Source organism: Cupriavidus sp. DL-D2, assembly GCF_039710735.1.
Taxonomy (GTDB): domain Bacteria; phylum Pseudomonadota; class Gammaproteobacteria; order Burkholderiales; family Burkholderiaceae; genus Cupriavidus.
On record NZ_JBDKXK010000057.1, the window covers coordinates 39,914 to 62,678 of the forward strand.

The following is a 22,765-nucleotide window of genomic DNA, read 5'->3' on the forward strand; positions in this document are numbered from 1 at the left end:
GCGTCCTCCTAGACCTTGACGATCTTCACCGCGCACTTCTTGAAATCGGTCTGCAGCGAGATCGGGCAGGTGGCGTCGAGCGTCACCTTGTTGATGAGCTGGCTCGCATCGAACCACGGCACGAAGACCAGGCCCTTCGGCGGCGTATCGCGTCCGCGTGTTTCGATGCGCGTACGCATCCGGCCGCGCCGTGACACCACTTCCACTTCGACACCTCGCCGCAGGCCCATGGCGCGCGCATCCTCGGGATGCATGAAGCAGACCGCGTTCGGAAATGCACGATAGAGTTCCGGCACCCGGCGCGTCATCGAACCCGAGTGCCAGTGTTCGAGTACGCGACCCGTGGCGAGCCAGAAGGGATACTCCTTGTCCGGCGACTCGGGCGGCGGCTCATAGGGCAGCGCAAAGATCACGGCCTTCCCGTCAGGATGACCGTAGAACTGAAAGCCCGTGCCCGCCTTCACGTAGGGATCGCTGCCTTCGCGATATCGCCAGCGCGTTTCCTTGCCGTTGACCACAGGCCAACGCAGCCCGCGCACCTCATGGTAAGTATCGAACGGTGCGAGGTCATGGCCGTGACCGCGACCGAAGGTGGCGTATTCCTCGAACAGTCCCTTCTGCACATAGAAGCCGAATTCCTTCGACTCCGCGTTGTGGTACTCGGCGTTGACTTCCTTGAGCGGGAACTTGTCGACGTTGCCGTTGCGATAGAGCACGTCGAACAGCGTCTTGCCGCGCAGTTCGGGTTTCTTCGCGATCAGGTCGGCGGGCCAGACTTCCTCTACCTTGAAGCGCTTGGAAAACTCCATCAACTGCCAGAGATCGGAGCGCGATTCACCGGGAGCATCGACGAGCTGGTGCCAGAACTGCGTGCGGCGCTCGGCGTTGCCATAGGCGCCTTCCTTCTCCACCCACATCGCGCTGGGCAGGATCAGGTCGGCGGACAGCGCGGTCACGGTGGGATACACGTCCGACACGACGATGAAGTTGTCGGGGTTGCGATAACCGGGCAGCCCCTCTTCCATCATGTTGGCGGCGGCCTGCATGTTGTTGTTGACCTGCACCCAGTAGGCATTGAGCTTGCCGTCCTTGAGCATGCGGTTCTGCAATACCGCGTGATAACCGGGCTTGTCGGGGATGGTGCCAGCGGGCAGCTTCCAGATGCGTTCGGCTTCCTCGCGATGCTTGGGATTCGTGACCACCATGTCGGCGGGCAGCCGGTGCGAGAAGGTGCCCACCTCGCGCGCGGTGCCGCATGCGGACGGCTGCCCCGTCAGCGAGAACGGGCTATTGCCGGGCGTGGCGATCTTGCCGGTCAGCAGGTGGACGTTGTAGACCATGTTGTTGACCCACGTGCCGCGCGTGTGCTGGTTGAAACCCATGGTCCACAACGACATCACCTTGATGTTGGGGTCCGCATAGAGATCGGCCAGTTGCAGCAGCTTGTCCTTGGGCACACCCGACAGCTTGCTTACGTAGTTGACGTCGTACTTCGAGACGAACTTCGCGAACTCGTCGAAGGTGATGGGCTTGGCGTCGGTGGCATTGCCCGCATTCTTGGCGGCTTTTTGCAGGGGGTTGTCGGGCCGCAGGCCGTAGCCGATGTCGGTGACGCCTTCCTTGAACACCGTGTGCTTGTTGACGAAATCCTTGTTGACGCGGTTCGTGCTGATGATGTGATGCGCGATGAAGTTCAGCATCGCCAGATCGGTCTGCGGCGTGAAGATGATCGGCACATCCGCGAGGTCGAACGAGCGGTGCGTGAAGGTGGAGAGCACGGCCACGCGCGTCTTGGGATGGCTCAGGCGCCGGTCCGTGATGCGCGTCCACAGGATCGGGTGCATCTCGGCCATGTTCGAACCCCACAGCACGAAGGCATCGGCGTTCTCGAAATCGTCATAGCAGCCCATCGGCTCGTCCATGCCGAAGGTGCGCATGAAGCCGGTGACGGCCGATGCCATGCAGTGCCGGGCGTTGGGATCGATATTGTTGGTGCGGAATCCGGCCTTCATCAGCTTGGAGGCGGCGTAGCCCTCCCAGACCGTCCACTGGCCGGAGCCGAACATGCCCACGGCCGTGGGGCCTTTTTCCTTGAGCACGCGCTTGAACTGCTTTTCCATCTCGTCGAAGGCGCGGTCCCAACTGACCGGTGCGAATTCGCCGTTCTTGTCGTACTTGCCGTTCTTCATGCGCAGCAGTGGCTTGGTAAGCCGGTCCTGGCCATACATGATCTTCGACAGGAAGTAACCCTTCACGCAATTCAGGCCCTTGTTGACCTCGCATTGCGGATCGCCCTGCGTGGCCACCACCTTGTTGTCGCGCACGGCCACGGTCACGCCGCAGCCAGTGCCGCAGAAGCGGCAGGGCGCCTTCGACCATTTCAGCTTCGTGACTTCGCTGTCCGTGACGAAATTGGCCGCTTCGGCAGCCGTGGGGATGCCGGCCACGGAGGCCGTGGCCGCAATGGCGGTCTGCTTGATGAATTCACGTCGCGTGACTGGCATCGCCGATCTCCTCGTACATGGCTGCGGCATCCTCGTTGTGCTGGTAGACCAGTGTCGCGGAGATCACGCCTTCAAGCTGATGCAGGCAGGTGAGTTGGGCCACGATAGCCTGCGAGGTAGGGGCCTCGGCCGTGACCACGAGCTTGCCGATGTCGCTGACCGCATGGATCTCGACACCCGTCATGGCCGCGACGGCGGCCTGCACCCGATCCAGGCTGGCTGGATGGGCATAGACCATGATGCCGGCGATATGCCACTCGTCGCCCGATGCGACGGGCGTGATGGGGATGGAACGTCTTGCAGGCATGCAGATACCCCGCAAACAAGACTGCTGGTTGGAGTGTTCCAGTCTTTCTGTTTTTTGCCATTGGCCCTTGGGCCAAGGGTGCTACCGGTAATGCACGTCAGTGCGTGGGCGGTCCGCTGATCAGTTGGCTCATCCAGACAATGAAGCCATAGCCGGCCACGATGATGACGGACAACACCGGCACCATCACGGCGGTAAGAAACAGGAAACTGCGCAGTTCTTCCTTCTTGCGCTGTGGGTCGTGAGGGTTCCGTGGTTCCTGAACGCTGCCCGAATCCATGTGTTTCCCCGGCTCTTGAACAGGCGCACCCGGCACGAGCGCCGGTGATGCGTAACCCATTAAAGAAACCCGATGCGGCGGTGTCAAGACATGCACCCGTCCGAAGATGCGGACTTTTCTGCCACTGACCGGGCGATGCCTGTGCGACTTCGCAGGCGGCGCGCAGCCTCCGGCGGCGCGACGATTGGATCAGGCCGTGATGTGAAGAAGTTTTCCGCCGATATCAATAAATTCGACAACAGCGAGTTCAACAGCGAGTTCAACAGCGAGTTCAACAGCGAGTTCAACAGCGAGTTCGATTCCGCCGTCGTGAACGGTTGTGGGGGAATACGCACTTTCCCGCGATGTCCGCTATCCCCCGGCCTTCGCAATCTTCTGCGCCGCAGCAACAAAGCGCAGCACGTGGCGATCATCGGTGTCCTCCTTCGTGGCCAGCGCGATGCCGATGGCGGCAGCCGGGCGCGGGCTCGACAGCGGCAGAAAGCGCACACGCCGATTGGTATAGCGCGCGGCCACGCCGGGCACCAGTGCCACGCCAAGGCCGCTCTCCACCAGGCTGACGATGGTCTGTACCTGCACGGCTTCCTGCGCGATTTTCGGCACGAAGCCCGCCTGCTGGCACAACAGCATTGCCACGGCGCGCAGGTTGGGCACATCGGCGCCGGGATGCATGATGAACGGCTCGTTGGCCAGCGCCTTCAGCGCGATGCGATCCTGCCTGGCGAAGCGGCTTTCGGCCGGGACGGCGGCGACGAACGTATCGGACTCCAGTGGCATCAGTGCAAATGGTCCGCTGCTCAGGATGGGAAAGCGCACGAGTCCGGCATCGAGCTGCCCCTGTTCGATGCGTTCGAGGATCGACGCCGAGGTGGACTCATGCAGGATCAGCTCGATGCCGGGGTGTTCGTCGCGAAAGGCGGGAATCAGGCGCGGCAGCAGCGCATAAGTGGCCGAGCCGACAAAGCCGATGCGCAGCGCGCCACGTTCGCCATGTGCGGCAGACAGCGCGGCGGCGCGCGCCTGATCGGCGTGGAAGAGTGCCCGGCGCGCATCGTCGAGCGCGGCCTCGCCCGCCTGCGTCAGCCGCACGCCGCGTGTGGTGCGCACAAACAGCGGCGTGCCCAGCGATGCTTCCAGCTTGCGGATCGAGATCGACAGCGGCGGCTGCGCCATATGCAGCCGTTCTGCCGCGCGGTGGAAGTTGCCGGTTTCGGCGAGGACGACAAACTGCTGGAGCTGACGTAGATCCATGGTGATATACAGTGGATATCAGTTACTAAAAAACTAATATTAGACACGATTGACTGCCGGGCATAGGCTGTGGTCTTCGGAACCCCTAGAAAAAACAAGGAGACCCAGGCATGTTGCCCCTGGCCGGAATTCGCGTAGTGGACCTCTCGACGGTTGTGATGGGGCCGTACGCCAGCCAGTGGCTGGCTGATCTGGGCGCCGAAGTGATCAAGGTGGAGACGCCCGAGGGCGACTCCACACGCCGCACCGGGCCAGCCACCGAGGAGGGCATGTCGGCGATCTTCCTCGGCGTGAATCGCAGCAAGAAAAGCGTGGTGCTGAACCTCAAACTGCCCGCCGCACAGGCTGCGCTGCACAAGCTGCTGGAAACCGCCGATGTCTTCCTGCACAGCATGCGTCCGCAAAAACTCGGCAAGCTCGATCTCGACCCGACGAGCGTGATGGCGCGGCATCCGCAACTGATCTACGTGAGCCTGCTCGGTTTCGCGGAAGAGGGGCCCTACGGGGGCCGGCCCGCCTATGACGACATCATCCAGGGACTCTGCGGCAATGCCGCACTGATGGCGGCGCAGACCGGCACCGTGCGCTATTTCCCGACGATCTCTGCGGACAAGACCAGCGGGCTGGTTGCGGCACTGTCGATCAGCGCGGCACTGGCTGGACGCGAGCGCAATGGCGGCAAGGGCGGCATGGTGGAAGTGCCGATGTTCGAGTCGATGGTGGCGTTCAACCTCGTGGAGCATCTGTACGGCCAGCACTTCGAGCCGCCACGCGCGCAGGCCGGTTATCCGCGCGTGCTGGCGCCGCTGCGCCGCCCCTATCAGACCGCCGATGGCTACGTCTGCATGATGCCGTACACCGACGCGCACTGGCGCGACTTCTTCAAATCCGCAGGCCGCGACGATCTGGCGACCGATGCGCGCTTTGCCGATATCGCGGCACGTACGCGCCATATCGAAACGCTTTACGAGATCACTGGCGAACTGGTGCGCGAGCGGACCACCGATGCGTGGATCGACGTTTGCGAATCGCTGCAGATACCGGTGGCACGCGTGAACGGTCTCGACGAACTCGTGGACGATCCGCATCTGCGTGCCACCGGATTCTTCGATCAGGTAAGCGATCCGGCCATGGGCACGCTGCGCTTTCCCGGCGCACCGGTGCGATTCGATGGCGAACGCGCACGCGCCAGCGTGCCGCCGCGGCTTGGCGAACACACGCGCGAAGTGCTGGGCGGCGTAGGACTCAGTGACGAAGAGATTGCCGCATTGGGCGGCTGAACACGCATCCATCAAGAATCCATCAAGGAGGGGACATGAGTCACACGCAGCCGCAACGACTGGGGCAGGGGTTTTACTGGCAGGACATTCAGGAAGGACAGGTTTTCGAGACCTTCCGCCGCACCGTGACCGAGACCGATCTCGTCAACTTCATCTCGGTAACCGGGATGCTGGAAGCGATCTTCATCGAGGAAGGCTACGAAGGGAGTGCCATCAAGGGGCGCCCAGTGCCGGCGGCGCTGACGTATTCGCTGATCGAAGGCTTCATCCTGCAAACGATGATTCAGGGCACGGGGCTGGCGATGCTGGAGTTGACGCAGAAGATCCTCGGCCCCGTACTGGTGGGCGACACCATCCATGCCCGCATCACCGTGACCGGCATTCGTCCAACGTCGAAGAGCGGCCGTGCAGTGGTCGATTCATCGATCGAGGTGTTCAACCAGCGACAGGAACTGGTGATGACGTACACGGCGCGGCGGCTGCTGGCTGGGCGCTAGGCAGCCAACGGATTCACCTGGAGGAGACACAAGCATGCCAATACAGAGCAAGAATGCCAGGCATCCCCAACCCATCGCGCTGCGCCGCAAATGGTTGCGAGCGGTGGCCGCGTGCGGCGTTGCCGTAGCCCTACTGCCGCAAGCCGCGTTGGCAGCAGACTACCCTGATCGTCCTATTCGGCTGGTCGTGCCGTTCCCGCCGGGCGGTCCCACCGATCTCGTCTCGCGCGTGATCGCCAGGAAGATGTCGGAGGATCTGGGCCAGACGGTGCTCGTGGACAACCGTCCCGGCGCGAACGGCAACATCGGCAACGAGATCGTGGCCAAGGCGCAGGCCGATGGCTACACGGTGCTGTACAACACGTCGTCGATCGCGCTAAGTCCCGCGCTCTACAAGAAGCTGTCGTACGACGTGAAGCGCGACCTGCTGCCTGTGGCGCTGACTGCCAACGTGCCGTTGGTGCTCGAAGTCAATGCGCAGGTGCAGGCGAACACCGTGCCCGAGTTCGTGGCGTGGCTCAAGGCCAACCCCGGCAAGATGACGTACGGCTCCGCCGGCAACGGCAACGTGACCCATCTCGCCGCGTTCCTGTTCCTGCAGGCCAATGGCATCGAAGCGGTGCACGCGCCGTACAAGGGCAGCGCGCCGGCGCTGACCGACCTCGCTAGCGGACAGGTGCAGTTCATGACCGACACGATCAACTCGTCGCTGCCGTTTATCCGGGGCAAGCGCATGAAGGCGCTGGCAGTGACCAGCAGCGCCCGCAGCGCACAGTTGCCGGATGTGCCGACGCTCGCCGAGTCTGGTCTGAAGGGCTTCGAGGTGGGCGCGTGGCAGGGCATGATGGTTCCCGCAAAAACGCCACCGGATATCGTGCGTCGGCTCAACGGTGCTGTGCTGAAGGCGCTGGCATCGTCGGACGTGCGCGCCAGCCTGGCCGCGCAAGGGGCTGAACCGCGCGGGTCGTCGCCCGAAGCCTACGGGACGTATCTGTCCCAGGAACTGGAGCGGTGGCGCAAGGTCGTCAAGGACACTGGCGTGACGCTGGACTGACCGACCGCATTCCCTGGAAGGAGATCGATCTTGCGTTCCCTGTTTGACACGTTCGCCCTGACAGCGCTGCCGCGAGAAGCCTCGGCGTTTCGGGGCGAGGTCAAGGCATTCTTGCGCGACCATCTTCCCGATCTGCCGCCCGACCGTCGCGCACGTTCGTGGATGGGATTCGATGCAACATTCAGCCGCGCGTTGGCGCAGCGCGGCTGGGTTGGCATCACGCTGCCGGCGCAATACGGCGGCGCGGGGCTCGATGCGTTTTCGCGCTTTGTGCTCGTGGAGGAATTGCTGGCCTGCGGCGCGCCGGTGAGCGCGCACTGGATTGCGGATCGGCAAAGCGGTCCGCTGATCCTGCGCTATGGCACCGATGCGCAACGGGCTTTCTACCTGCCGCGCATTTGTCGGGGCGAGGCATTCTTCTGCATCGGCATGAGCGAGCCCAACGCAGGCTCCGACCTTGCGAGCGTGACCACGCGCGCCACGCCGTGCGAGGGTGGATGGCGCCTGAATGGCCGCAAGATCTGGACGACCAATGCGGATCGCTGCCAGTTCATGCTTGCACTGGTGCGCACCTCGGGGCAGCCCGAGGATCGGCAGAAGGGCCTGTCGCAAGTCATCGTCGATCTGTCCGCGCCGGGTGTGAGTGTTCGACCGATCCACGATCTTGCAGGCGATGCGCATTTCTCGGAGGTTGCGTTCGACGATGTGATGCTTCCCACCGATGCGTTGGTGGGGCAGGAGGGCGCTGGCTGGGAACAGGTCAATGCCGAACTCGCCTTCGAGCGCAGCGGGCCCGAGCGTTTGTATTCGAGCGTGGTGCTGCTCGATGCATGGATTGCCACGCTGCGTCGCTTGCCGGCTGTGCAGCGCGATACCGTCACCATCGGCAGGTTGGTGGGCCGGCTGGCCGTGCTGCGTGCGATGTCGCTGGCAGTCACCGCGCGGCTAGCCGCGGGCGAAAGTCCGCTGATCGAGGCAGCGGTGGTCAAGGACCTTGGCACTGAACTCGAACAGGCGGTTGGCGCGCTGGCGGAAGCGGCGCTCGGGGATGATCCGGTGCTGGCTGCAGATGCCGACTTGTATCGCACCTGCGCGTACATCAGCCAGATTTCGCCGACCTATTCGCTGCGCGGCGGCACCCGCGAGATCCTGCGCGGCATGATCGCGCGCGGGCTCGGCCTGCGCTAACGGGGACTTGTCATGGAAAACGTCTATTCGGATGCCCTGGAAGCGCTGCTGCGTGATGCCTGCACGCCAGCGGTGGTGCGAGACATCGAGGGTGGCAGATCGGCATCGACGCTATGGGATGCGCTGCACGAGAGTGGTTTCGCTGACAGCCTGCTGCCCGATGCTGGGTTGTCGTTGGCCGATGTGCTGCCGATGCTGATGGCGATGGGGCAGTACGCGTTGCCATTGCCACTGGCGCAGACGATGTTCGCGCGCGCGGTGCTGCATGCTGCGGGCCACGAGATTCCTGCTGGACCCATCGCACTTGCTACGTTAGAAGATGTACCTCGCACGCATGTTGCCGACGGGGCGAGTGCTGCGTGGTTTCTCGTTCAGCGCGGGGATGTCGCATGGTTGCTGGCGCGTGACGATGCCACGATGCAATCGACAGGCGTGCATGGTGACCTGACAGTGAGCATTGCTGGAAAGCCGTCAATGTCGTTCCCGCTGCCGCACGGCTTGTTGCGGACCATCGGTGCGACCCTGCACACGGCGTTGATGGCTGGCGCGATGTCGCGCGTGTTCGACCTCACGCTCCAGTACGCCAACGACCGCACGCAGTTCGGGCGCTCCATCGGCAAATTCCAGGCGATCCAGCACCAGATCAGTACGATGGCGGAGCAAGTGGCGGCCGTGCGGATGGCGGCGCAGATCGCATGTTCGGGCGAAGGCTGGCAACCGGACCGGATGCACGCGGCTATCGGCAAGTTCAACGCCAGCGATGCTGTGACATCAGTTAGCGCGGCTGCGCATGCCGTACATGGCGCGCTGGGTATCACCGCTGAATACGATTTGCAGCTATTCACACGGCGGCTTCACGCGTGGCGTATGGCCGATGGATCGGAACGCTACTGGGCGCGGGAAATCGGCACGGTGGTGTGTGAGACGGAGATGCAGACGGTAGATCAGATCCGGCGATGGGCTGGGGAGACAGCAAGCACCACGTAAAGGCCAACGCCCGTAACTATGCGCTCCCCTCTCCCATGTCAATGGGAGAGGGGAGCAAACCAAACGCGTCGCCGGCTACACTCCCGACATTTCCACCCGGCAACTCGTCTCCGGCTTGCCCGGTATCACCAGTTGCGCATCCGGTCCCTTGTCCCAGAACAGTGCGTCGCCATCCTTCAATGTGGCGGCATACCGCGCGCCAGACGCAGCGCGTGTTTGGGGCAGCACCAGTTGCTGGTCGAGCCAGCGCAGATACGCATAACCGGGATCGGTCTGTATAAACGTGCCGCTGATCACCGCGTCCAACCCTTCGCAGCGAATATTGAAGGGGCCGCGGCTGATGCCCTTGCCGTCCTGCCGACGCGCGCCGGCATAGCTGTGCCGCAACGTGTAGATCCGTTCCAGATACGTCGATACCGTACAGGCCCGTGCGTCGTCGGCGTTCGCGCAGGCATCGCGGCCCTTGATCCAGCCACGTTGCCCGGCGATCAGTTGCTTCTTCTGAGACTTCGGCAAGGACTGCGCATCGAGTGCAAGCCCATACAGCCGCGTGGTTTCGCGGTCGAGCCGGGCAAGGGTGTCGTCCTTGCAGATCAGTGTCTCGACCTCGCCCTGGGCCTTTCGGCAATCGAAAGACGGTGATGGGGTCGCGGCAGTGACCGGTGCAACAGGAACAAGCCAGGATGCAATGGCGGCGCCCAGCATGGCGAAGAACCTGTTCACGGACATGGCAGTCTCCTGCGGAGCGAACTACCCCGCGTTGCGGTCGATGACGACGAAATGCTTGCGCACGGGCTCGATCACCTCGAATACGCCTTCGAAGCCAGCGGGAATCACGCAGGCATCGCCCGGCCCGAACTCGCGGGCGTCGCCGTCGTGGCGGGTGATGCGCAGGCGGCCGCTGATCACATGGAAAAACTCTTCCTTGCCTGCGGGAAATGCAATCCGCCAGGCGCCCGGCTCGCACGCCCAGATCCCGCAATCGAAATCGCCTTGACTGGCGCTGTAGTGCGTCCACGTCGTTCGGTCGGGGTTGCCGTTCACGAGCCGGTCGGGGCGCGGGTTGTCATGAGCCGGTGCGGGATCGGCGCGGAAGTCGGTCAGGAAAGGGGCGGAGGCGAGCGTAACGTCAGACACGATGCGATCAGGGCAGCAGCAAGGTTGCAAAGTCGTAAGTGTAGTGGTCAGACACTTTCGAATCTGCCTGTTTTGGTGTCCTGTCATGCACGGGGCCGCGTTCGATGCCCCTTCGTCCCATACGTGTAATGCGGTCCCTGTCGCGTTCCGTACACGGTTTGTTACCGAACATTACAAGACGATTACAAACGGATGAATCAACGATCTCGAGCAGTTGCCGACAGAAGACATCTGATCGGTCAGATTGTGATGAAGGCGCCGCTGCACATGCGGATGAGTATAAGAATGATTCGTATTTGAGGTTTTAGTGACGCCTCCATACAATCGCGCCCCGAGGAAAGCCGCGTTCAGCGCCCTCGGATGCCGATACGGCGATCAGTGATGACCACTGACGACGCGTGACGGTATCCACACAAGCAATCCACGGGAAGAGAGAGTAATGAGCAAGTATTCGGAGGTGTTCCGGCCCAATGTGCTGGTGACGGCGCTCGCCGGCCCGATGGCCGCCATGGCCATGCAAGGGGCTGCGGCCCAGGAAGCCAAGCCGGCCACCACGGCCAAGGCCAGCCCGGTTCAGCAACTGCAAGGCGTGACTGTGAAAGCTGCCCGTGAGGATGGCTACAAGGTCGACAGGGCCGAATCTCCGAAATTTACTGCGCCGCTGCTCGACACGCCGAAGTCCGTGACGGTGGTGCCCGCCGAAGTGATCCAGCAATCGGGCTCGAACTCCCTGCAGGATGCACTGCGTACTACGCCGGGTATCACCTTCGGCGCAGGCGAGGGCGGCAACCCGATTGGCGACCGTCCGTTTATTCGTGGTTTCGACTCGGGCAGCAGCATCTTCGTGGATGGTGTGCGCGACGCCGGTTCGCAAACGCGCGATACGTTCAACATCGAGAACATCGAGGTCATCAAGGGGCCGAGCTCGGCCTACGGCGGCAAGGGTTCGGTCGGTGGCCTGATCAACATCGTGACCAAGCTGCCGACGAAGGAGAACTTCGTGCAGGGTTCGGTCGGTATTGGCACCGATGCGTACAAGCGCGCCACGCTCGACGGCAACTACGTACTCAACGACAACACCGGCCTGCGCCTGAACGCGATGGCCCAGGATGCCAACACGCCGGGCCGCGAGGCGGTGGGCGGCCACTCGTGGGGCTTCGCGCCGTCGGTCACGTTCGGCCTGAACAGCCCGACCAAGCTCACGCTGTCGTACTACCACCTGCAGGGCCAGAACATGCCGGACTACAGCATCCCGTATGCGCGTCCGGCTGCGCAGTCGTCGAAGGCCAACCCGGCCGGCCCGGCCAACGTGAACCGCAACAACTTCTATGGTCTGGTCGATCGCGACTTCCAGCACACGCAGTCCGATATCGGCACGGCCATCTTCGAACACGCGTTCAGCGACAAGCTGACGTTCCGCAACACCACGCGCTGGGGCCGCAGTACCAACGACTACATCGTCACGAACCCGGACGACAGCCGTGGCAACGTGGCGAATGGATACGTCTACCGCAGCAGCAAGAATCGCGATTCGGCCACCGATTCGCTGATCAACCAGACCGATTTCATCGCCAAGTTCGATACCGGCAGCCTCAAGCACTCGATGCTGTTCGGCTTCGAGTTCAGCCGCGACGATACCGATAACACGCCGTACAACGTGGTGCCGGGCGGCGGTGCGGGCAACACCTGCAATGCGTCGCTGCTGGCCAGCGGGGACTGCACGAACCTGTACAACCCGAACCCGGGCGATGTCTGGACGGGCCGCGTCGGCAAGATGGGCTACACGCAGAAGACCAAGACCGATACGCGCGCGGTCTACCTGTTCGACACGGTGGAGATTACCAAGCAGTGGCTCGTGAACGGCGGCATCCGCTACGACAGCTACCGCACCACCTCCGCCACGCCGGCCTACATCAACCCGAACACCGGCGCATCGGTGGCGGCGGTGAACCTCGGCAACAACGCGAATTTCTTCAACTACCAGGCCGGCATCGTCTACAAGCCCGTGGACTTCGGCAGCATCTACGTGTCCTACGGCACGGCCTCGACGCCACCGGGCACGTCCAACGGCGATGGCTCCGACAACCTCTCCGCGCAGATCCAGAACCTCGACCCCGAGCGCAGCCGCGCCTGGGAATTGGGTACCAAGTGGGATTTGCTCGGCCGCCGCCTGTCGCTGACCGGTGCCGTGTTCCAGATCGACAAGGACAACGCACGCGTGGCCGTCGATGCCAACACCACGCAGAACGTGGGCAAGCAGCAGGTGCGTGGTTTCGAACTGGGCTTTGCGGGCAGCGTCACCGATAAGTGGAACCTGTTCGGCGGCTATACGTTCCTGGACAGCGAACTCAAGAACAACGGCCCCGTCGCCGCGAATGCCGCCAACAACGGCAACCAGTTCCCGAACACGCCGAAGAACAGCTTCAGCCTGTGGTCGACTTATCAGGTGCTGCCCGCCCTGACCGTGGGTGGGGGTGCCTACTATGTCAGCCAGGTCTACGGCAACGCGGCCAACTCGCTGTACGTGCCGTCGTACTGGCGCTTCGATGCCATGGCCGCGTATCGCGTGAACAAGAACCTGACGCTGCAGCTGAACGTCCAGAACCTGCTGAACAAGACGTACTACACCAAGGCATTCGCCGCCCACTATGCTGCATTGGGTGCGGGCCGCTTTGGTATGCTGACCGCCAACTTCCGCTTCTAAGCCGAGACACCCCGGGGTCACTCCCGGGGTTCTGGTTTTCCCATCATGATGCTGCACATTCCGGACGTCCTGTCCAAAGCCCAGGTTGCCGACTGCCGCGCGCTGATGGACGCCGCGGACTGGACGGATGGCAACCTCACCTCGGGCCACCAGTCCGCGCTGGCCAAGCGCAACCTGCAGTTGCCAGAGTCCTCGCCCGTGGCACAGCAACTGGGCGGGTTCATTCAGGACGCGCTCGCCAACAGTGCGCTGTTCTTCTCCGCCGCGCTGCCACTCAAGGTCTTTCCGCCGTTGTTCAACCGGTACGAAGGCGGCCAGACCTTCGGCCAGCACGTGGACAACGCCATCCGCTACCTGGGTGGCACGGATTTCCGCATCCGCAGCGATCTCTCCGCCACGTTGTTTCTCACTGAACCCGAGGAATACGACGGCGGCGAACTGGTGATCGAAGACACCTTCGGACCCCAACGCGTGAAGCTGCCCGCCGGCCACATGGTGTTGTACCCGGCCACCAGCGTTCACCACGTCACGCCAGTCACGCGCGGCGCGCGGGTATCGTCCTTCTTCTGGATCCAGAGCATGGTGCGCGACGATGGCCAACGCGCACTGCTGTTCGACCTCGACAATCGACTGCGCCAGGTTGCGGACACCATCGGGCAGGACCACGAGTCCGTGATTGGATTGACGGGCGTTTATCACAACCTGCTACGGCGTTGGGCGGACGCGTAGGGCGGGGAAGCTCATGGCGGGTGCCGCAATCTGCTGAACTAGCGATCTGCAGAGTCTCGAACACGCGTGCGTCGACGCTCAAGACGTTGCGCCCGTAGTGACGTTGCATCGCCTGGAGCCAGTCTTCGAGCACCTTGCACTGTGGACGGTCGTCATGCGATTTTGAGGATCGTCTCATAGGCGGGTGGCCCGGAACCTACTGCACAAAACCCTTCGCCCAAAAGAAATACCCCGACGCGCGGGATCGTCGGGGCAGTAAGAGTTGCCAAGTCGTTTGGGGTCGTGTCGAGTGACCCTGCGGCAAGTGTGACGTTGCCAGCGCCGAGCGCCAATAACTCACATGAGGTATTGGCGTATGTGCGGTGCCGCACGAATCATGCGCCGCGCAGCGTGAGCATTCCGAACAAAAGAATCGGGTTCCAAACGCGAGGCGTTGGCAGGGGCGCGAGGGCTTGATGCATCGTACGAGGTCGCGCCATGACGCTTAGTCGGCAGTCTCCGGCCTGCCCGCCTGGCTATGCCGAGCCGGATGCGCCGGATAACACGCCAGTAGCGCGCTGACCACGCCGTTGGTCCATCCGAATCCATCCTGCAGCGGGTATTCGCCACCACTGCCGCCTTCGGCGCTATGCGGATGGCGTCGCACCAACCGGTACTTTTCCACCAGCTTGTACTCGCGCGTGTAGAGGTTCGACACCGTGCAGAGCCATCGATGAGCGATGTCGTCGGCCAGCGCGCCGTAGCCATAACGGCGCAGTCCGGCGATGGCGATCCACTGCAGCGGTGCCCAGCCATTGGGCCGGTCCCACTGCTCGGCCGAGCGGATTTCCGTGGTGGCCAGCCCGCCGTCTTCGAGCAATCGCGCCGGGATCATCGCGGCCATGCGTGCGGCCTGTTCCGTGCTGGCGAGTCCCACGAACAGCGGCATCAGCGTGGCCGCGGTCAGGTGTGGCCGCATGGCGTGGCAATGCCAGTCGAAATCGAGAAACGCGCCGGAACTTTCGTCCCACATGAAATCGTTCATCGCCTGCTGTCGGCGCGATGCTGCGTCGCGATAGCGTGTCGCTACGTCGGGCGTGCCGGCCATGTCGCAAAGTTCCGCCAGGCGGCATTCCGCGTGCCAGAGCAGCGCGTTGAGATCCACGGGCAGGATGGCCGTGGTGCGGATGGTGGCGAGATCGGGGGTGTCCTGCAAAGCCACGGGTTCGCACCAGCGCGAACTGAAATCCCAGCCCGATTCGGCGGCCGCGCGCAGGTCGCGAAAGACCAGGTGGGCGGGCCTGCCGCTGCGCCGCGCGGTTTCCACATCCTCCAGATAGGCTTCCTCGCGCGGATGGGCGCGGTCGTCCCAATAGCGGTTGAGCCATGTGCCATCGGGCAGGCACACCACACGCCGGTGGGCACAGCCGGGCTGCAGATGCGTGCTGCCGTCCATCCAGAACGCGTGTTCGCGTTTTAGTTGCGGCAGGTAGCGCAGGGCGGTTTCGGTGCCATCTTCCAGTTCATCGAGTAACTGGATCATCAACGAGAACACCGGCGGCTGCGAACGGCTCAGGTAGTAGGACCGCGTACCGTTTGGCACATGCCCATACGTGTCGAGCAGATAGGCGAAGTTATCGGCCATCGGGCGGAGCAGGTCGTGCCGCCCGCTGGCGGACAGGCCCAGCATGGTGAAGTACGAATCCCAGTAGTACAGCTCGCGGAAACGGCCACCCGGTACCACGTAGGGTCCGGGCAGCGGCAGCAGCGAGCACATCGGCGGATGCTCGGTTGGCTCGCGTGTCAGGACCGGCCAGAGATCGTCGATGTGCTGGCGCAGCGAATGCTCGGGGTGCGAGACGTAATGGGAATCCGGCACGGTCTCGCGCTCGAAGTGCGCACCGACGAAGGCTTCCAGCGAAAAATCCGGCGTATCGCGCTGGGCACGATAGCGCGCGAGGATGGCTTCCGGCGCATCCAGCGGCACGCAATCGGGAAACGTCTTGCTGTCCGCGAACAGGCCACTGGCCTGCACATCGACGAACAATTCTTCATAGCGCTCAGCGGGCGACAGCGCATCGCATGCCGCGCACCCCGGCAAGACGGAAGGATCGGGGCACGGCAGGTGGGTGATCGACGGGGCGTGCGCGTGGCAATGAGAGGGATGGCCGCCCGATGGCGCCGGCCGGGTTTGCTGCGCCGCCGCATCGACGCCTGCATTCGGTTGGGCCGGTTCAGTTCGCGGGCTGGCGTGCGGCACGGATGCAGCGCGCATGGCGTCACTCTCCACGGTTGTCATCCACGGTCAGAGCCGGGTGCCGGCTGCAAAGTTCAACGTTTCCGCCTGCCGGTTAGTCGCTGGGCGCTGCGTCGTGCGTGGTGCCGCAGTCCACAAAGCCAAGCTGGGCCAGCACGCTGGCGGCGGCCTGCGCCACGCTGCCGCTGTGCGCGGGCATGATGACGTGGGCGGTTTCCCGATAGAGCGGGTCGCGCTCCATGAACATGGATTCGAGCCGGGCGCGCGGGTTTTCCACCTGCAGCAGCGGACGATTGCGGTTGCGCCGCGTGCGTCGCCACAACTCCTGCACCGTGGCATCGAGATACACCACATGGCCGCGCGTGCGCAGCATGTCGCGATTTTCGGCCCGCAGCACAGCGCCACCGCCGGTGGCCAGCACAATGCCGCTGCGTTGGGTCAGGTCATCCAAAACGCGCGTTTCACGACGCCGGAAGCCTTCTTCGCCTTCGAGCTCGAAAATCGTGGCAATGCGCACGCCGCAGCGGGCTTCAATCTCATGGTCGGTGTCGAAGAACGGACGGCCGAGCAAATGCGCAACCGTCCGGCCAATGGTCGTCTTGCCGGCGCCCATGAAGCCGATCAGGAAGAGATTGCCTGCGAGGTTGTCCGAAGGGTTGCTCGAAGCCATGGAAGCGATGTGCTGGTCAAAGAGAGTGCGCCGCAACGTGACTGCCAGTCCTGCGCAACGGTAGCACGTCCTCTGCACGATTTGTTGTCGCGGGAGGAGGGCGAACCGAGCGCGTCGTAAATGCCATCACCCGTCGCTATGCGCTCCCCTCTCCCATGCCAGCGGGAGAGGGGAGAAAAAACAGAGCCGGGATCAGTCAGGCTGGCGCGCAGCGATGGTCCGGATGGTGTCGACGAACGCTTCCGCCACCGGTTCGAGCGTGCGGTCGCTCCGGCGCAGCAGGCCGATGGGTTCCTCGGTGCCGGGCGTGGCGATGGGCAGCAGCGTCATGTCACCATCGGCCACCGCCAGCCGCGTGGCAGACAACGGCGCGGCCCAGACGCTGTCGCTGCGTAGCGTGACGAGCTGGCTCAGGTAGGCATCGGCGGTTTCCAGGCAACCCTCCGGCAGGGTCAGACCATGCCGCGCGAGCAGGCTTTCGGTGCTGTGGCGTGGAATGGAACCCATGGCGGGCACCACCATCGGATGCGCCAGCACATCGTGCATCGTGGGGCGCGCGTGCGCAACCAGCGGATGTCCGGCGCGCACGGCCAGCACCAGCGGCTCGCCGGCCAGCGATTCAAACCATAGCCCTTCCATGGCGGCAGGATCGTCCAGGCGGCCGATCACCACATCGAGCACATCGGCCTTGAGCAAGTCGATCAGCGTGCGGTTCATGCCGGTCTGCACGGCGAGCGCCACGTCCGCGTGGCTGCTGCGGAAGCGGGTAACGGCGTCGATCAGCAGCGCTGGCACGATACTCGGCAGCGCGCCCACGCGGATGCGTTCGTGACGCAACGCATCGCCGGACAAGCTCTGCGCTGCCGCATCCAGATCTTCGAGAATCCGCAAGGCATGGCGCAGGAAGCGCATGCCGGCCGCCGTGAGATCGGTGCCGGCACGCTGGCGCACCAGCAGTCGCGTGCCAACCAGTTCCTCCAGCTCGGTCAGTGTCTTGGACACGGCGGGCTGCGTCAGACCCAGCCGTTCACCCGCACGGCCAAGGTGCTGCGCCTGCGCCACGGCGACAAAGCAATGCAGATGCCGCAGACGGATACGGCTGAGAAAAGCATCGGGCGGCGGCGAGGTTTTCATAATTAAAATTCATGCTAATTACTCAAAAACTCAATTTACATGAATTCCTGCGTTGCTTACAGTCTTCGTCCAACGCCCCCACATCCACATCACGGAGACAGCGATGCCCCCTCGCTCCGATCGTCCGGCCCAGTACCGCAAGCCTTACTGGGACACCCAACCCGAATACCTCTATCCGCCTTATGCCTCGACGCAGCTGCGCGCGCCGGCCCAGCCGCTGATCGGCTTGCCGCAGTCGCTGTCCGAAGTGACCGGTCCCACGTTCGGCCCGGAATTCGTGCGTGAAGGGGATAACGACCTCACCGTTGGCAATGGCGGTGAACCGATTGGCGAGCGCATGCTCGTCACCGGCCGCGTGCTCGACGAGAACGGCCGCCCCGTGCCTAACGCGCTGATCGAGATCTGGCAGGCCAATGCGTCCGGACGCTATACGCACAAGCGCGACCAGCACGACGCACCGCTCGATCCCCATTTCTCGGGCGAGGGCCGCACCATCACCGATGCGCACGGTAACTACCAGTTCAAGACGATCAAGCCAGGTGCGTATCCCTGGCGTAATCACCACAATGCCTGGCGGCCCCAGCACATCCACTTCTCGCTGTTCGGCAATGCGTATGCCACGCGGCTCGTGACGCAGATGTATTTCCCGGGCGATCCGCTGCTCGCGTTCGATCCGATCTTCCAGTGCGTGCCCGACGAGAAAGCGCGCAACCGTCTGGTTGCCACGTTCGACTGGGAGACCACCGCGCCCGAGTACGCCCTGGGCTACCGTTTCGATATCGTGCTGCGTGGCCGCGATGCCACGCCGATGGAGTAAGCCATGCTGTACGCCACCGCATCCCAGACCGTGGGACCGTATCTTCATATCGGCCTGACGGGGCTCAACTGCGCGGACCTGACCGCCGATGCGCCAGAGCTTGCCGCGCAGCGCATCGTGATCGAAGGCCGCGTGACCGATGGCCGGGGCGATCCCGTACCCGATGGCATGATCGAGATCTGGCAGGCCAATCCGGCCGGACGCTATCGTCACGTTGACGATACGCGCGATCTTCCGCTCGTTGCCGGCTTCAACGGATTCGGCCGCGTGCCCACTGGCCCCGATGGCGAGTTCCGATTCGTCACAGTAAAGCCGGGCGCCGTGCCCGGTATCGATGGGCGCCCGCAGGCACCGCACATCATGGTGTCGGTCTTTACGCGCGGACTGGTCAAGCACGTGGCCACGCGTATGTATTTCTCCGACGAGGTCGAGGCCAATAACGCGGACGCAGTCCTTTCGCTCGTACCAGCAGCGCGGCGCAACACGCTGATTGCCGAGGGAGATGCCGGTCAGTACCGCTGGAACGTGGTGCTGCAGGGCGCGGGCGAGACGGTGTTTTTCGACATCTGACGAGGGATCGCCCGAAGATACCCGCAGCGCAATATCCCTCACAATCGGCGCACCGCCCTGATGCCACGACACGCCACGACACGCCACGACGATGCCCACGTACTCCCGCCTGACCGATCCGATGTTTGGCAGTCCCGCCGTACTCGCGGCGTTTTCCGATGCAGGCACGGTGCGCGCCATGCTCGATACCGAGGCCGCACTCGCGCGCGCCGAAGCGTGTTGCGGCGTGATTCCGCAGCAGGCGGCGCAGATGATTGCAGAAGTCTGCGCGGCCGATCCCATCGATGCCGACAAGCTGGCAAACGATGCGGTGGCGGCTGGCAACCTCGCCATCCCGTTCGTGAAGCAATTGACGGCTGCCGTGGCGCTGCGCGATGCCGACGCTGCGCGTTATGTTCACTGGGGCGCCACGAGCCAGGACATCATCGATACCGCACTGGTGCTGCAACTGATGCAGGCACTGCACGCGCTAGACAACGACCTGTCGACGCTTGGCGATACCTGCGCGGATCTGGCCGCCGCGCATCGCGCCACACCGATGGTGGGACGCACCTGGCTGCAGCATGCACTGCCGATGACGTTCGGACTCAAAGCAGCAGGATGGCTCGACGCGCTGCGACGCGACCGCGATCGGCTCGATGCATCGCGCCAGCAGGCACGCGTGCTGCAATTTGGCGGCGCGGCGGGCACGCTGGCCAGCCTCGGCGATGATGCGCCCGCCGTGGCCGCGCAATTCGCGCAAGCCTTGCAACTCGCATTGCCGACGCTGCCATGGCATGCGCATCGCGATCGTCTGGTCGAAGTTGCCAGTACGCTCGGCATGCTGACCGGCACACTGGGCAAGATGGCGCGCGACATCTCGCTGATGATGCAAACCGAGATCGCGGAAGTCAGCGAGCCCGCCGCGCCGGGTCGCGGCGGCTCCAGCACCATGCCGCACAAGCGCAATCCGGTGGGTTGCGCGGCGGTGCTGACCGCTGCCGTGCGCGTACCGCCACTGGTGGCCACGATGCTGGCGGGCATGACGCAGGAGCACGAGCGCGCGCTGGGCGGCTGGCAGGCCGAGTGGGACACGCTGCCGCAGATCGTGGCGCTGGCCGCAGGCGCGTTGCGACAGATGGGCGAGGTCGTGAGCGGCCTGCAGGTGGATGCGGCACGCATGCGCGCCAATCTCGATATCACACGTGGCCTGATTCTTGGCGAGGCCGCCATGCTCGAACTTGGCCGACATATCGGACGGCTTGCCGCACACCATGTGGTGGAGCGTGCTTCGCGTCGCGCGGTGGATGAGGGCAGCACGCTGCGTGATGCGCTGGCCAGGACGCTCGCGGAAGATCCGAAACACGCCGGTCTGCTCGATGACGCCACGCTGGATCGTCTTGCAGACCCTGCGCATTACGCGGGGCAGTCGATGCGGTTTGCCGATGCGGCAGTCAAGGCGTGGCGCAATGGACGTGGACATCGCACGGCGTCGGTCGCATCGCACATCGAACCATCATCTTCCGGCAGCGCGCCGCACGCGGAAGCGGCGCCAACGCAAGCGCCCATTCGCGACGACAAGGCGCGCTACGCAGCGGGCCTCGCGGTGCGCCGCGACGTATTGGGCAGCGCGCACGTGGATCGCTCGCTCCAACGGCTCACCCCGCTGACCGAGGAATTCCAGAACCTGATCACGCGCTACGCATGGGGCGAGATATGGACGCGTCCCGGCCTGCCGCGCCATACGCGCAGCCTGATCACGATTGCGATGATGGTGGCGCTGAATCGTTCCGAGGAACTGAAGCTGCATCTGCGTGCGGCGGCCAACAACGGCGTGACACGCGACGAGATCAAGGAAGTGCTGCTGCAAACGGGCATCTACTGCGGCGTGCCCGCTGCAAATTCGGCTTTCCATCTGGCGCAGGAAATTCTCGGTGACGAGGGCGGGACGTGCTGACCCACGGGCAGTACCACGTAGCCTCGCCGACATAGAGCGGGGCGCGCACCATAACAACAAGACAGGAGACACGCCATGGCCCCCCATGGAACGCATGCCACGCGCGTAGCAATAGTCGGCGCCGGCCCCGCCGGCCTGTTGCTCGGCCAGTTGCTGACTGTCGCGGGCATCGACAACCTCATCATCGAGCAACGCAGTGCAGACTACGTGCTGGGCCGCATCCGCGCCGGCATTCTCGAATGTACGACCGTGGAAGCACTGGAGCGCGCAGGCGTGGCCGCGCGGTTGCAAGAAGAGGGACTGAAGCACCACGGCATCGAACTTTCGTTCAACGGCACGCGGCACCGCATCGATTTTCATGCGCTGATCGGCCGCGATGTCACGGTGTACGGCCAGACCGAAGTCACGCGCGATCTCATGGCCACGCGCCAGGCGTCTGGCATGCCCATCGTGTACGAGGCCGAATCGGTGTCGCTGCATGAGTTCGATGGCAGCCGTCCCAGCGTGCAATATCGCAAGGACGGTGTCACGCATACCGTGCAATGCGAGTTCATCGCCGGTTGCGATGGTTTCCACGGGGTCAGTCGCGCCAGCGTGCCCGAACCCTCGAAACAGATCTTCGAGCGTGTGTATCCGTTCGGCTGGCTTGGTGTGCTGTCCGATACGCCGCCCGTAGCCGACGAACTGATCTACGCCAGCTACCCGGACGGCTTCGCGCTATGCAGCATGCGCTCGATGACACGCAGCCGCTACTACGTGCAGGTGCCCTCCACCGAAAAGGCCGGGAACTGGTCCGATGAACGCTTCTGGAAAACTCTGCGCAGCCGCCTCGATCCCGAAGCCGCAGACGCACTGATCACCGGACCCAGCATCGAGAAAAGCATCGCACCGCTACGCAGCTTCGTCTGCGAGCCGATGCGATACGGCCGGCTGTTCCTCGCCGGAGACGCCGCGCACATCGTGCCCCCCACCGGCGCCAAAGGACTGAACCTCGCCGCCAGCGACGTGCTGTATCTCGCCGATGGATTGATCGCGCACTATCAGCAAGGCGATGCGCACGGCCTCGACCAGTATTCGGAGACATGCCTGCGCCGCATCTGGAAGGCCGAACGCTTCTCGTGGTGGATGACGTCACTGCTGCATAGCTTCCCTGACGCCGACGTCTTTGCGCGCCGCATCCAGCAAGCCGAACTCGATTACCTCGTGGGTTCCGAAGCGGCGTGCCGATCGCTTGCGGAGAACTATGTGGGATTGCCGCGATGAGGCATATCGGGATCTTCGCTTCTGTTTCCGCGGGATAGCGCGCAACGCGAATCCTTTCTCAACCTTCCTCCGAACGTCACGGGCACCACCGCTGCAACAGCGGTGTCGCGCTGCCCATGCGCGTGCAGAACCTTCCGTCGTTGTTGATATGGATCGTCCATCGAAGTGAGCGACGCGGTGGCGTCTGCCATTCCAGGATAAATAAAAATTTCATATCAATT

20 protein-coding genes and 1 pseudogene are annotated in these 22,765 nt (G+C 63.6%); 12 read left to right on the top strand and 9 right to left on the bottom strand.

Translation table 11 applies throughout. The features are described from left to right. Positions 1-8: 8 nt before the first annotated feature. The 4 genes from napA to ABDB81_RS23640 all read right to left on the bottom strand — a co-directional run bounded on the left by napA (position 9) and on the right by ABDB81_RS23640 (position 4,342). Positions 9-2,504 (bottom strand): periplasmic nitrate reductase subunit alpha, encoded by a 2,496-nt coding sequence (gene napA / locus ABDB81_RS23625; RefSeq protein WP_160474069.1) that lies wholly within the window; start codon positions 2,502-2,504, stop codon positions 9-11. Then, positions 2,485-2,811 carry a chaperone NapD gene (locus ABDB81_RS23630; protein ID WP_160474068.1) on the bottom strand — a complete coding sequence of 109 codons (327 nt, stop codon included), beginning with the start codon at positions 2,809-2,811 and terminating at the stop codon, positions 2,485-2,487. The genes napA and ABDB81_RS23630 overlap by 20 nt, the downstream gene beginning before the upstream one ends. A gap of 97 nt (positions 2,812-2,908) precedes the next feature. Then, a complete protein-coding gene (gene napE / locus ABDB81_RS23635) occupies positions 2,909-3,091 on the bottom strand; it encodes a periplasmic nitrate reductase, NapE protein (RefSeq protein WP_137926519.1) in 183 nt (60 codons plus the stop codon). 351 nt (positions 3,092-3,442) lie between these two features. Then, complete coding sequence (locus ABDB81_RS23640) at positions 3,443-4,342, bottom strand: LysR family transcriptional regulator (protein WP_160474067.1); 900 nt, start codon at positions 4,340-4,342, stop codon at positions 3,443-3,445. Between the two features lie 110 nt (positions 4,343-4,452). Here ABDB81_RS23640 and ABDB81_RS23645 point away from each other — a divergent pair, with 110 nt between their 5' ends. From ABDB81_RS23645 to ABDB81_RS23665, 5 genes are read left to right on the top strand one after another with little or no spacing between them, the layout of a single operon-like run. Continuing rightward, entirely contained in the window at positions 4,453-5,622 is a 1,170-nt protein-coding gene (locus ABDB81_RS23645) for a CoA transferase (protein ID WP_160474066.1), read from the top strand. Positions 5,623-5,657: 35 nt separating this feature from the next. Next, complete coding sequence (locus ABDB81_RS23650) at positions 5,658-6,119, top strand: MaoC family dehydratase (RefSeq protein ID WP_160474065.1); 462 nt, start codon at positions 5,658-5,660, stop codon at positions 6,117-6,119. Between the two features lie 34 nt (positions 6,120-6,153). Then, positions 6,154-7,173, top strand: coding sequence for a tripartite tricarboxylate transporter substrate binding protein (locus ABDB81_RS23655; RefSeq protein ID WP_346813754.1), 1,020 nt, complete (start codon positions 6,154-6,156; stop codon positions 7,171-7,173). Positions 7,174-7,203: 30 nt separating this feature from the next. Then, positions 7,204-8,361: an acyl-CoA dehydrogenase family protein gene (locus tag ABDB81_RS23660; protein WP_346813755.1), complete on the top strand. Its 1,158-nt coding sequence runs from the start codon at positions 7,204-7,206 to the stop codon at positions 8,359-8,361. Between the two features lie 12 nt (positions 8,362-8,373). Next, a complete protein-coding gene (locus ABDB81_RS23665) occupies positions 8,374-9,348 on the top strand; it encodes an acyl-CoA dehydrogenase family protein (RefSeq protein ID WP_137926525.1) in 975 nt (324 codons plus the stop codon). A gap of 75 nt (positions 9,349-9,423) precedes the next feature. On the opposite strand, the gene ABDB81_RS23670 is transcribed toward ABDB81_RS23665, so the two are convergent. Beyond that, positions 9,424-10,077, bottom strand: coding sequence for an MliC family protein (locus tag ABDB81_RS23670; RefSeq protein ID WP_249359505.1), 654 nt, complete (start codon positions 10,075-10,077; stop codon positions 9,424-9,426). Between the two features lie 21 nt (positions 10,078-10,098). Continuing rightward, positions 10,099-10,485, bottom strand: a complete 387-nt coding sequence (locus ABDB81_RS23675) for a cupin domain-containing protein (RefSeq protein WP_346813756.1) — start codon at positions 10,483-10,485, stop codon at positions 10,099-10,101. Positions 10,486-10,924: 439 nt separating this feature from the next. Here ABDB81_RS23675 and ABDB81_RS23680 point away from each other — a divergent pair, with 439 nt between their 5' ends. After that, a complete protein-coding gene (locus tag ABDB81_RS23680) occupies positions 10,925-13,189 on the top strand; it encodes a TonB-dependent siderophore receptor (RefSeq protein WP_346813757.1) in 2,265 nt (754 codons plus the stop codon). A gap of 45 nt (positions 13,190-13,234) precedes the next feature. Continuing rightward, the gene (locus ABDB81_RS23685) at positions 13,235-13,918 is read left to right on the top strand and encodes a Fe2+-dependent dioxygenase (RefSeq protein ID WP_137926528.1); all 684 of its coding nucleotides are present in this window, start codon (positions 13,235-13,237) and stop codon (positions 13,916-13,918) included. Positions 13,919-14,402: 484 nt separating this feature from the next. On the opposite strand, the gene treF is transcribed toward ABDB81_RS23685, so the two are convergent. From treF to ABDB81_RS23700, 3 genes are all read right to left on the bottom strand, one after another. Beyond that, positions 14,403-16,172, bottom strand: a complete 1,770-nt coding sequence (treF, locus tag ABDB81_RS23690; protein ID WP_346813758.1) for an alpha,alpha-trehalase TreF — start codon at positions 16,170-16,172, stop codon at positions 14,403-14,405. Between the two features lie 76 nt (positions 16,173-16,248). Then, complete coding sequence (locus tag ABDB81_RS23695; RefSeq protein WP_346813759.1) at positions 16,249-16,824, bottom strand: shikimate kinase; 576 nt, start codon at positions 16,822-16,824, stop codon at positions 16,249-16,251. A 192-nt stretch (positions 16,825-17,016) separates the two neighbouring features. Then, on the bottom strand, positions 17,017-17,958 hold the full coding sequence (locus tag ABDB81_RS23700; RefSeq protein ID WP_346813760.1) for a LysR substrate-binding domain-containing protein: 942 nt from the start codon (positions 17,956-17,958) through the stop codon (positions 17,017-17,019). 103 nt (positions 17,959-18,061) lie between these two features. Here ABDB81_RS23700 and pcaH point away from each other — a divergent pair, with 103 nt between their 5' ends. The 5 genes and pseudogenes from pcaH (at position 18,062) to pobA (ending at position 22,544) form a co-directional block, all read left to right on the top strand. Then, positions 18,062-18,775 (top strand): protocatechuate 3,4-dioxygenase subunit beta, encoded by a 714-nt coding sequence (gene pcaH, locus ABDB81_RS23705; RefSeq protein ID WP_160474057.1) that lies wholly within the window; start codon positions 18,062-18,064, stop codon positions 18,773-18,775. 3 nt (positions 18,776-18,778) lie between these two features. Beyond that, a complete protein-coding gene (gene pcaG / locus ABDB81_RS23710; RefSeq protein WP_346813761.1) occupies positions 18,779-19,345 on the top strand; it encodes a protocatechuate 3,4-dioxygenase subunit alpha in 567 nt (188 codons plus the stop codon). Positions 19,346-19,436: 91 nt separating this feature from the next. Further along, positions 19,437-20,795: pseudogene (locus ABDB81_RS23715) on the top strand (3-carboxy-cis,cis-muconate cycloisomerase); the annotation flags it as partial. 96 nt (positions 20,796-20,891) lie between these two features. After that, on the top strand, positions 20,892-21,281 hold the full coding sequence (pcaC, locus tag ABDB81_RS23720; protein WP_346813773.1) for a 4-carboxymuconolactone decarboxylase: 390 nt from the start codon (positions 20,892-20,894) through the stop codon (positions 21,279-21,281). A gap of 75 nt (positions 21,282-21,356) precedes the next feature. Beyond that, entirely contained in the window at positions 21,357-22,544 is a 1,188-nt protein-coding gene (gene pobA / locus ABDB81_RS23725; protein WP_346813762.1) for a 4-hydroxybenzoate 3-monooxygenase, read from the top strand. Positions 22,545-22,765: the final 221 nt, after the last annotated feature.

What these genes read in the sequence shown, in the direction of transcription:
- pcaG (WP_346813761.1), top strand. Translation starts at nt 18,779, where the DNA reads ATGCTGTACGCCACCGCATCCCAGACCGTGGGACCGTATCTTCATATC.
- ABDB81_RS23665 (WP_137926525.1), top strand. Translation starts at nt 8,374, where the DNA reads ATGGAAAACGTCTATTCGGATGCCCTGGAAGCGCTGCTGCGTGATGCC.
- napA (WP_160474069.1), bottom strand. Translation starts at nt 2,504, where the DNA reads ATGCCAGTCACGCGACGTGAATTCATCAAGCAGACCGCCATTGCGGCC.
- ABDB81_RS23640 (WP_160474067.1), bottom strand. Translation starts at nt 4,342, where the DNA reads ATGGATCTACGTCAGCTCCAGCAGTTTGTCGTCCTCGCCGAAACCGGC.
- ABDB81_RS23670 (WP_249359505.1), bottom strand. Translation starts at nt 10,077, where the DNA reads ATGTCCGTGAACAGGTTCTTCGCCATGCTGGGCGCCGCCATTGCATCC.
- ABDB81_RS23655 (WP_346813754.1), top strand. Translation starts at nt 6,154, where the DNA reads ATGCCAATACAGAGCAAGAATGCCAGGCATCCCCAACCCATCGCGCTG.
- treF (WP_346813758.1), bottom strand. Translation starts at nt 16,172, where the DNA reads ATGCGCGCTGCATCCGTGCCGCACGCCAGCCCGCGAACTGAACCGGCC.
- ABDB81_RS23650 (WP_160474065.1), top strand. Translation starts at nt 5,658, where the DNA reads ATGAGTCACACGCAGCCGCAACGACTGGGGCAGGGGTTTTACTGGCAG.
- ABDB81_RS23680 (WP_346813757.1), top strand. Translation starts at nt 10,925, where the DNA reads ATGAGCAAGTATTCGGAGGTGTTCCGGCCCAATGTGCTGGTGACGGCG.
- pcaH (WP_160474057.1), top strand. Translation starts at nt 18,062, where the DNA reads ATGCCCCCTCGCTCCGATCGTCCGGCCCAGTACCGCAAGCCTTACTGG.
- ABDB81_RS23630 (WP_160474068.1), bottom strand. Translation starts at nt 2,811, where the DNA reads ATGCCTGCAAGACGTTCCATCCCCATCACGCCCGTCGCATCGGGCGAC.
- ABDB81_RS23700 (WP_346813760.1), bottom strand. Translation starts at nt 17,958, where the DNA reads ATGAAAACCTCGCCGCCGCCCGATGCTTTTCTCAGCCGTATCCGTCTG.
- pobA (WP_346813762.1), top strand. Translation starts at nt 21,357, where the DNA reads ATGGCCCCCCATGGAACGCATGCCACGCGCGTAGCAATAGTCGGCGCC.
- ABDB81_RS23695 (WP_346813759.1), bottom strand. Translation starts at nt 16,824, where the DNA reads ATGGCTTCGAGCAACCCTTCGGACAACCTCGCAGGCAATCTCTTCCTG.
- ABDB81_RS23645 (WP_160474066.1), top strand. Translation starts at nt 4,453, where the DNA reads ATGTTGCCCCTGGCCGGAATTCGCGTAGTGGACCTCTCGACGGTTGTG.
- ABDB81_RS23685 (WP_137926528.1), top strand. Translation starts at nt 13,235, where the DNA reads ATGATGCTGCACATTCCGGACGTCCTGTCCAAAGCCCAGGTTGCCGAC.
- napE (WP_137926519.1), bottom strand. Translation starts at nt 3,091, where the DNA reads ATGGATTCGGGCAGCGTTCAGGAACCACGGAACCCTCACGACCCACAG.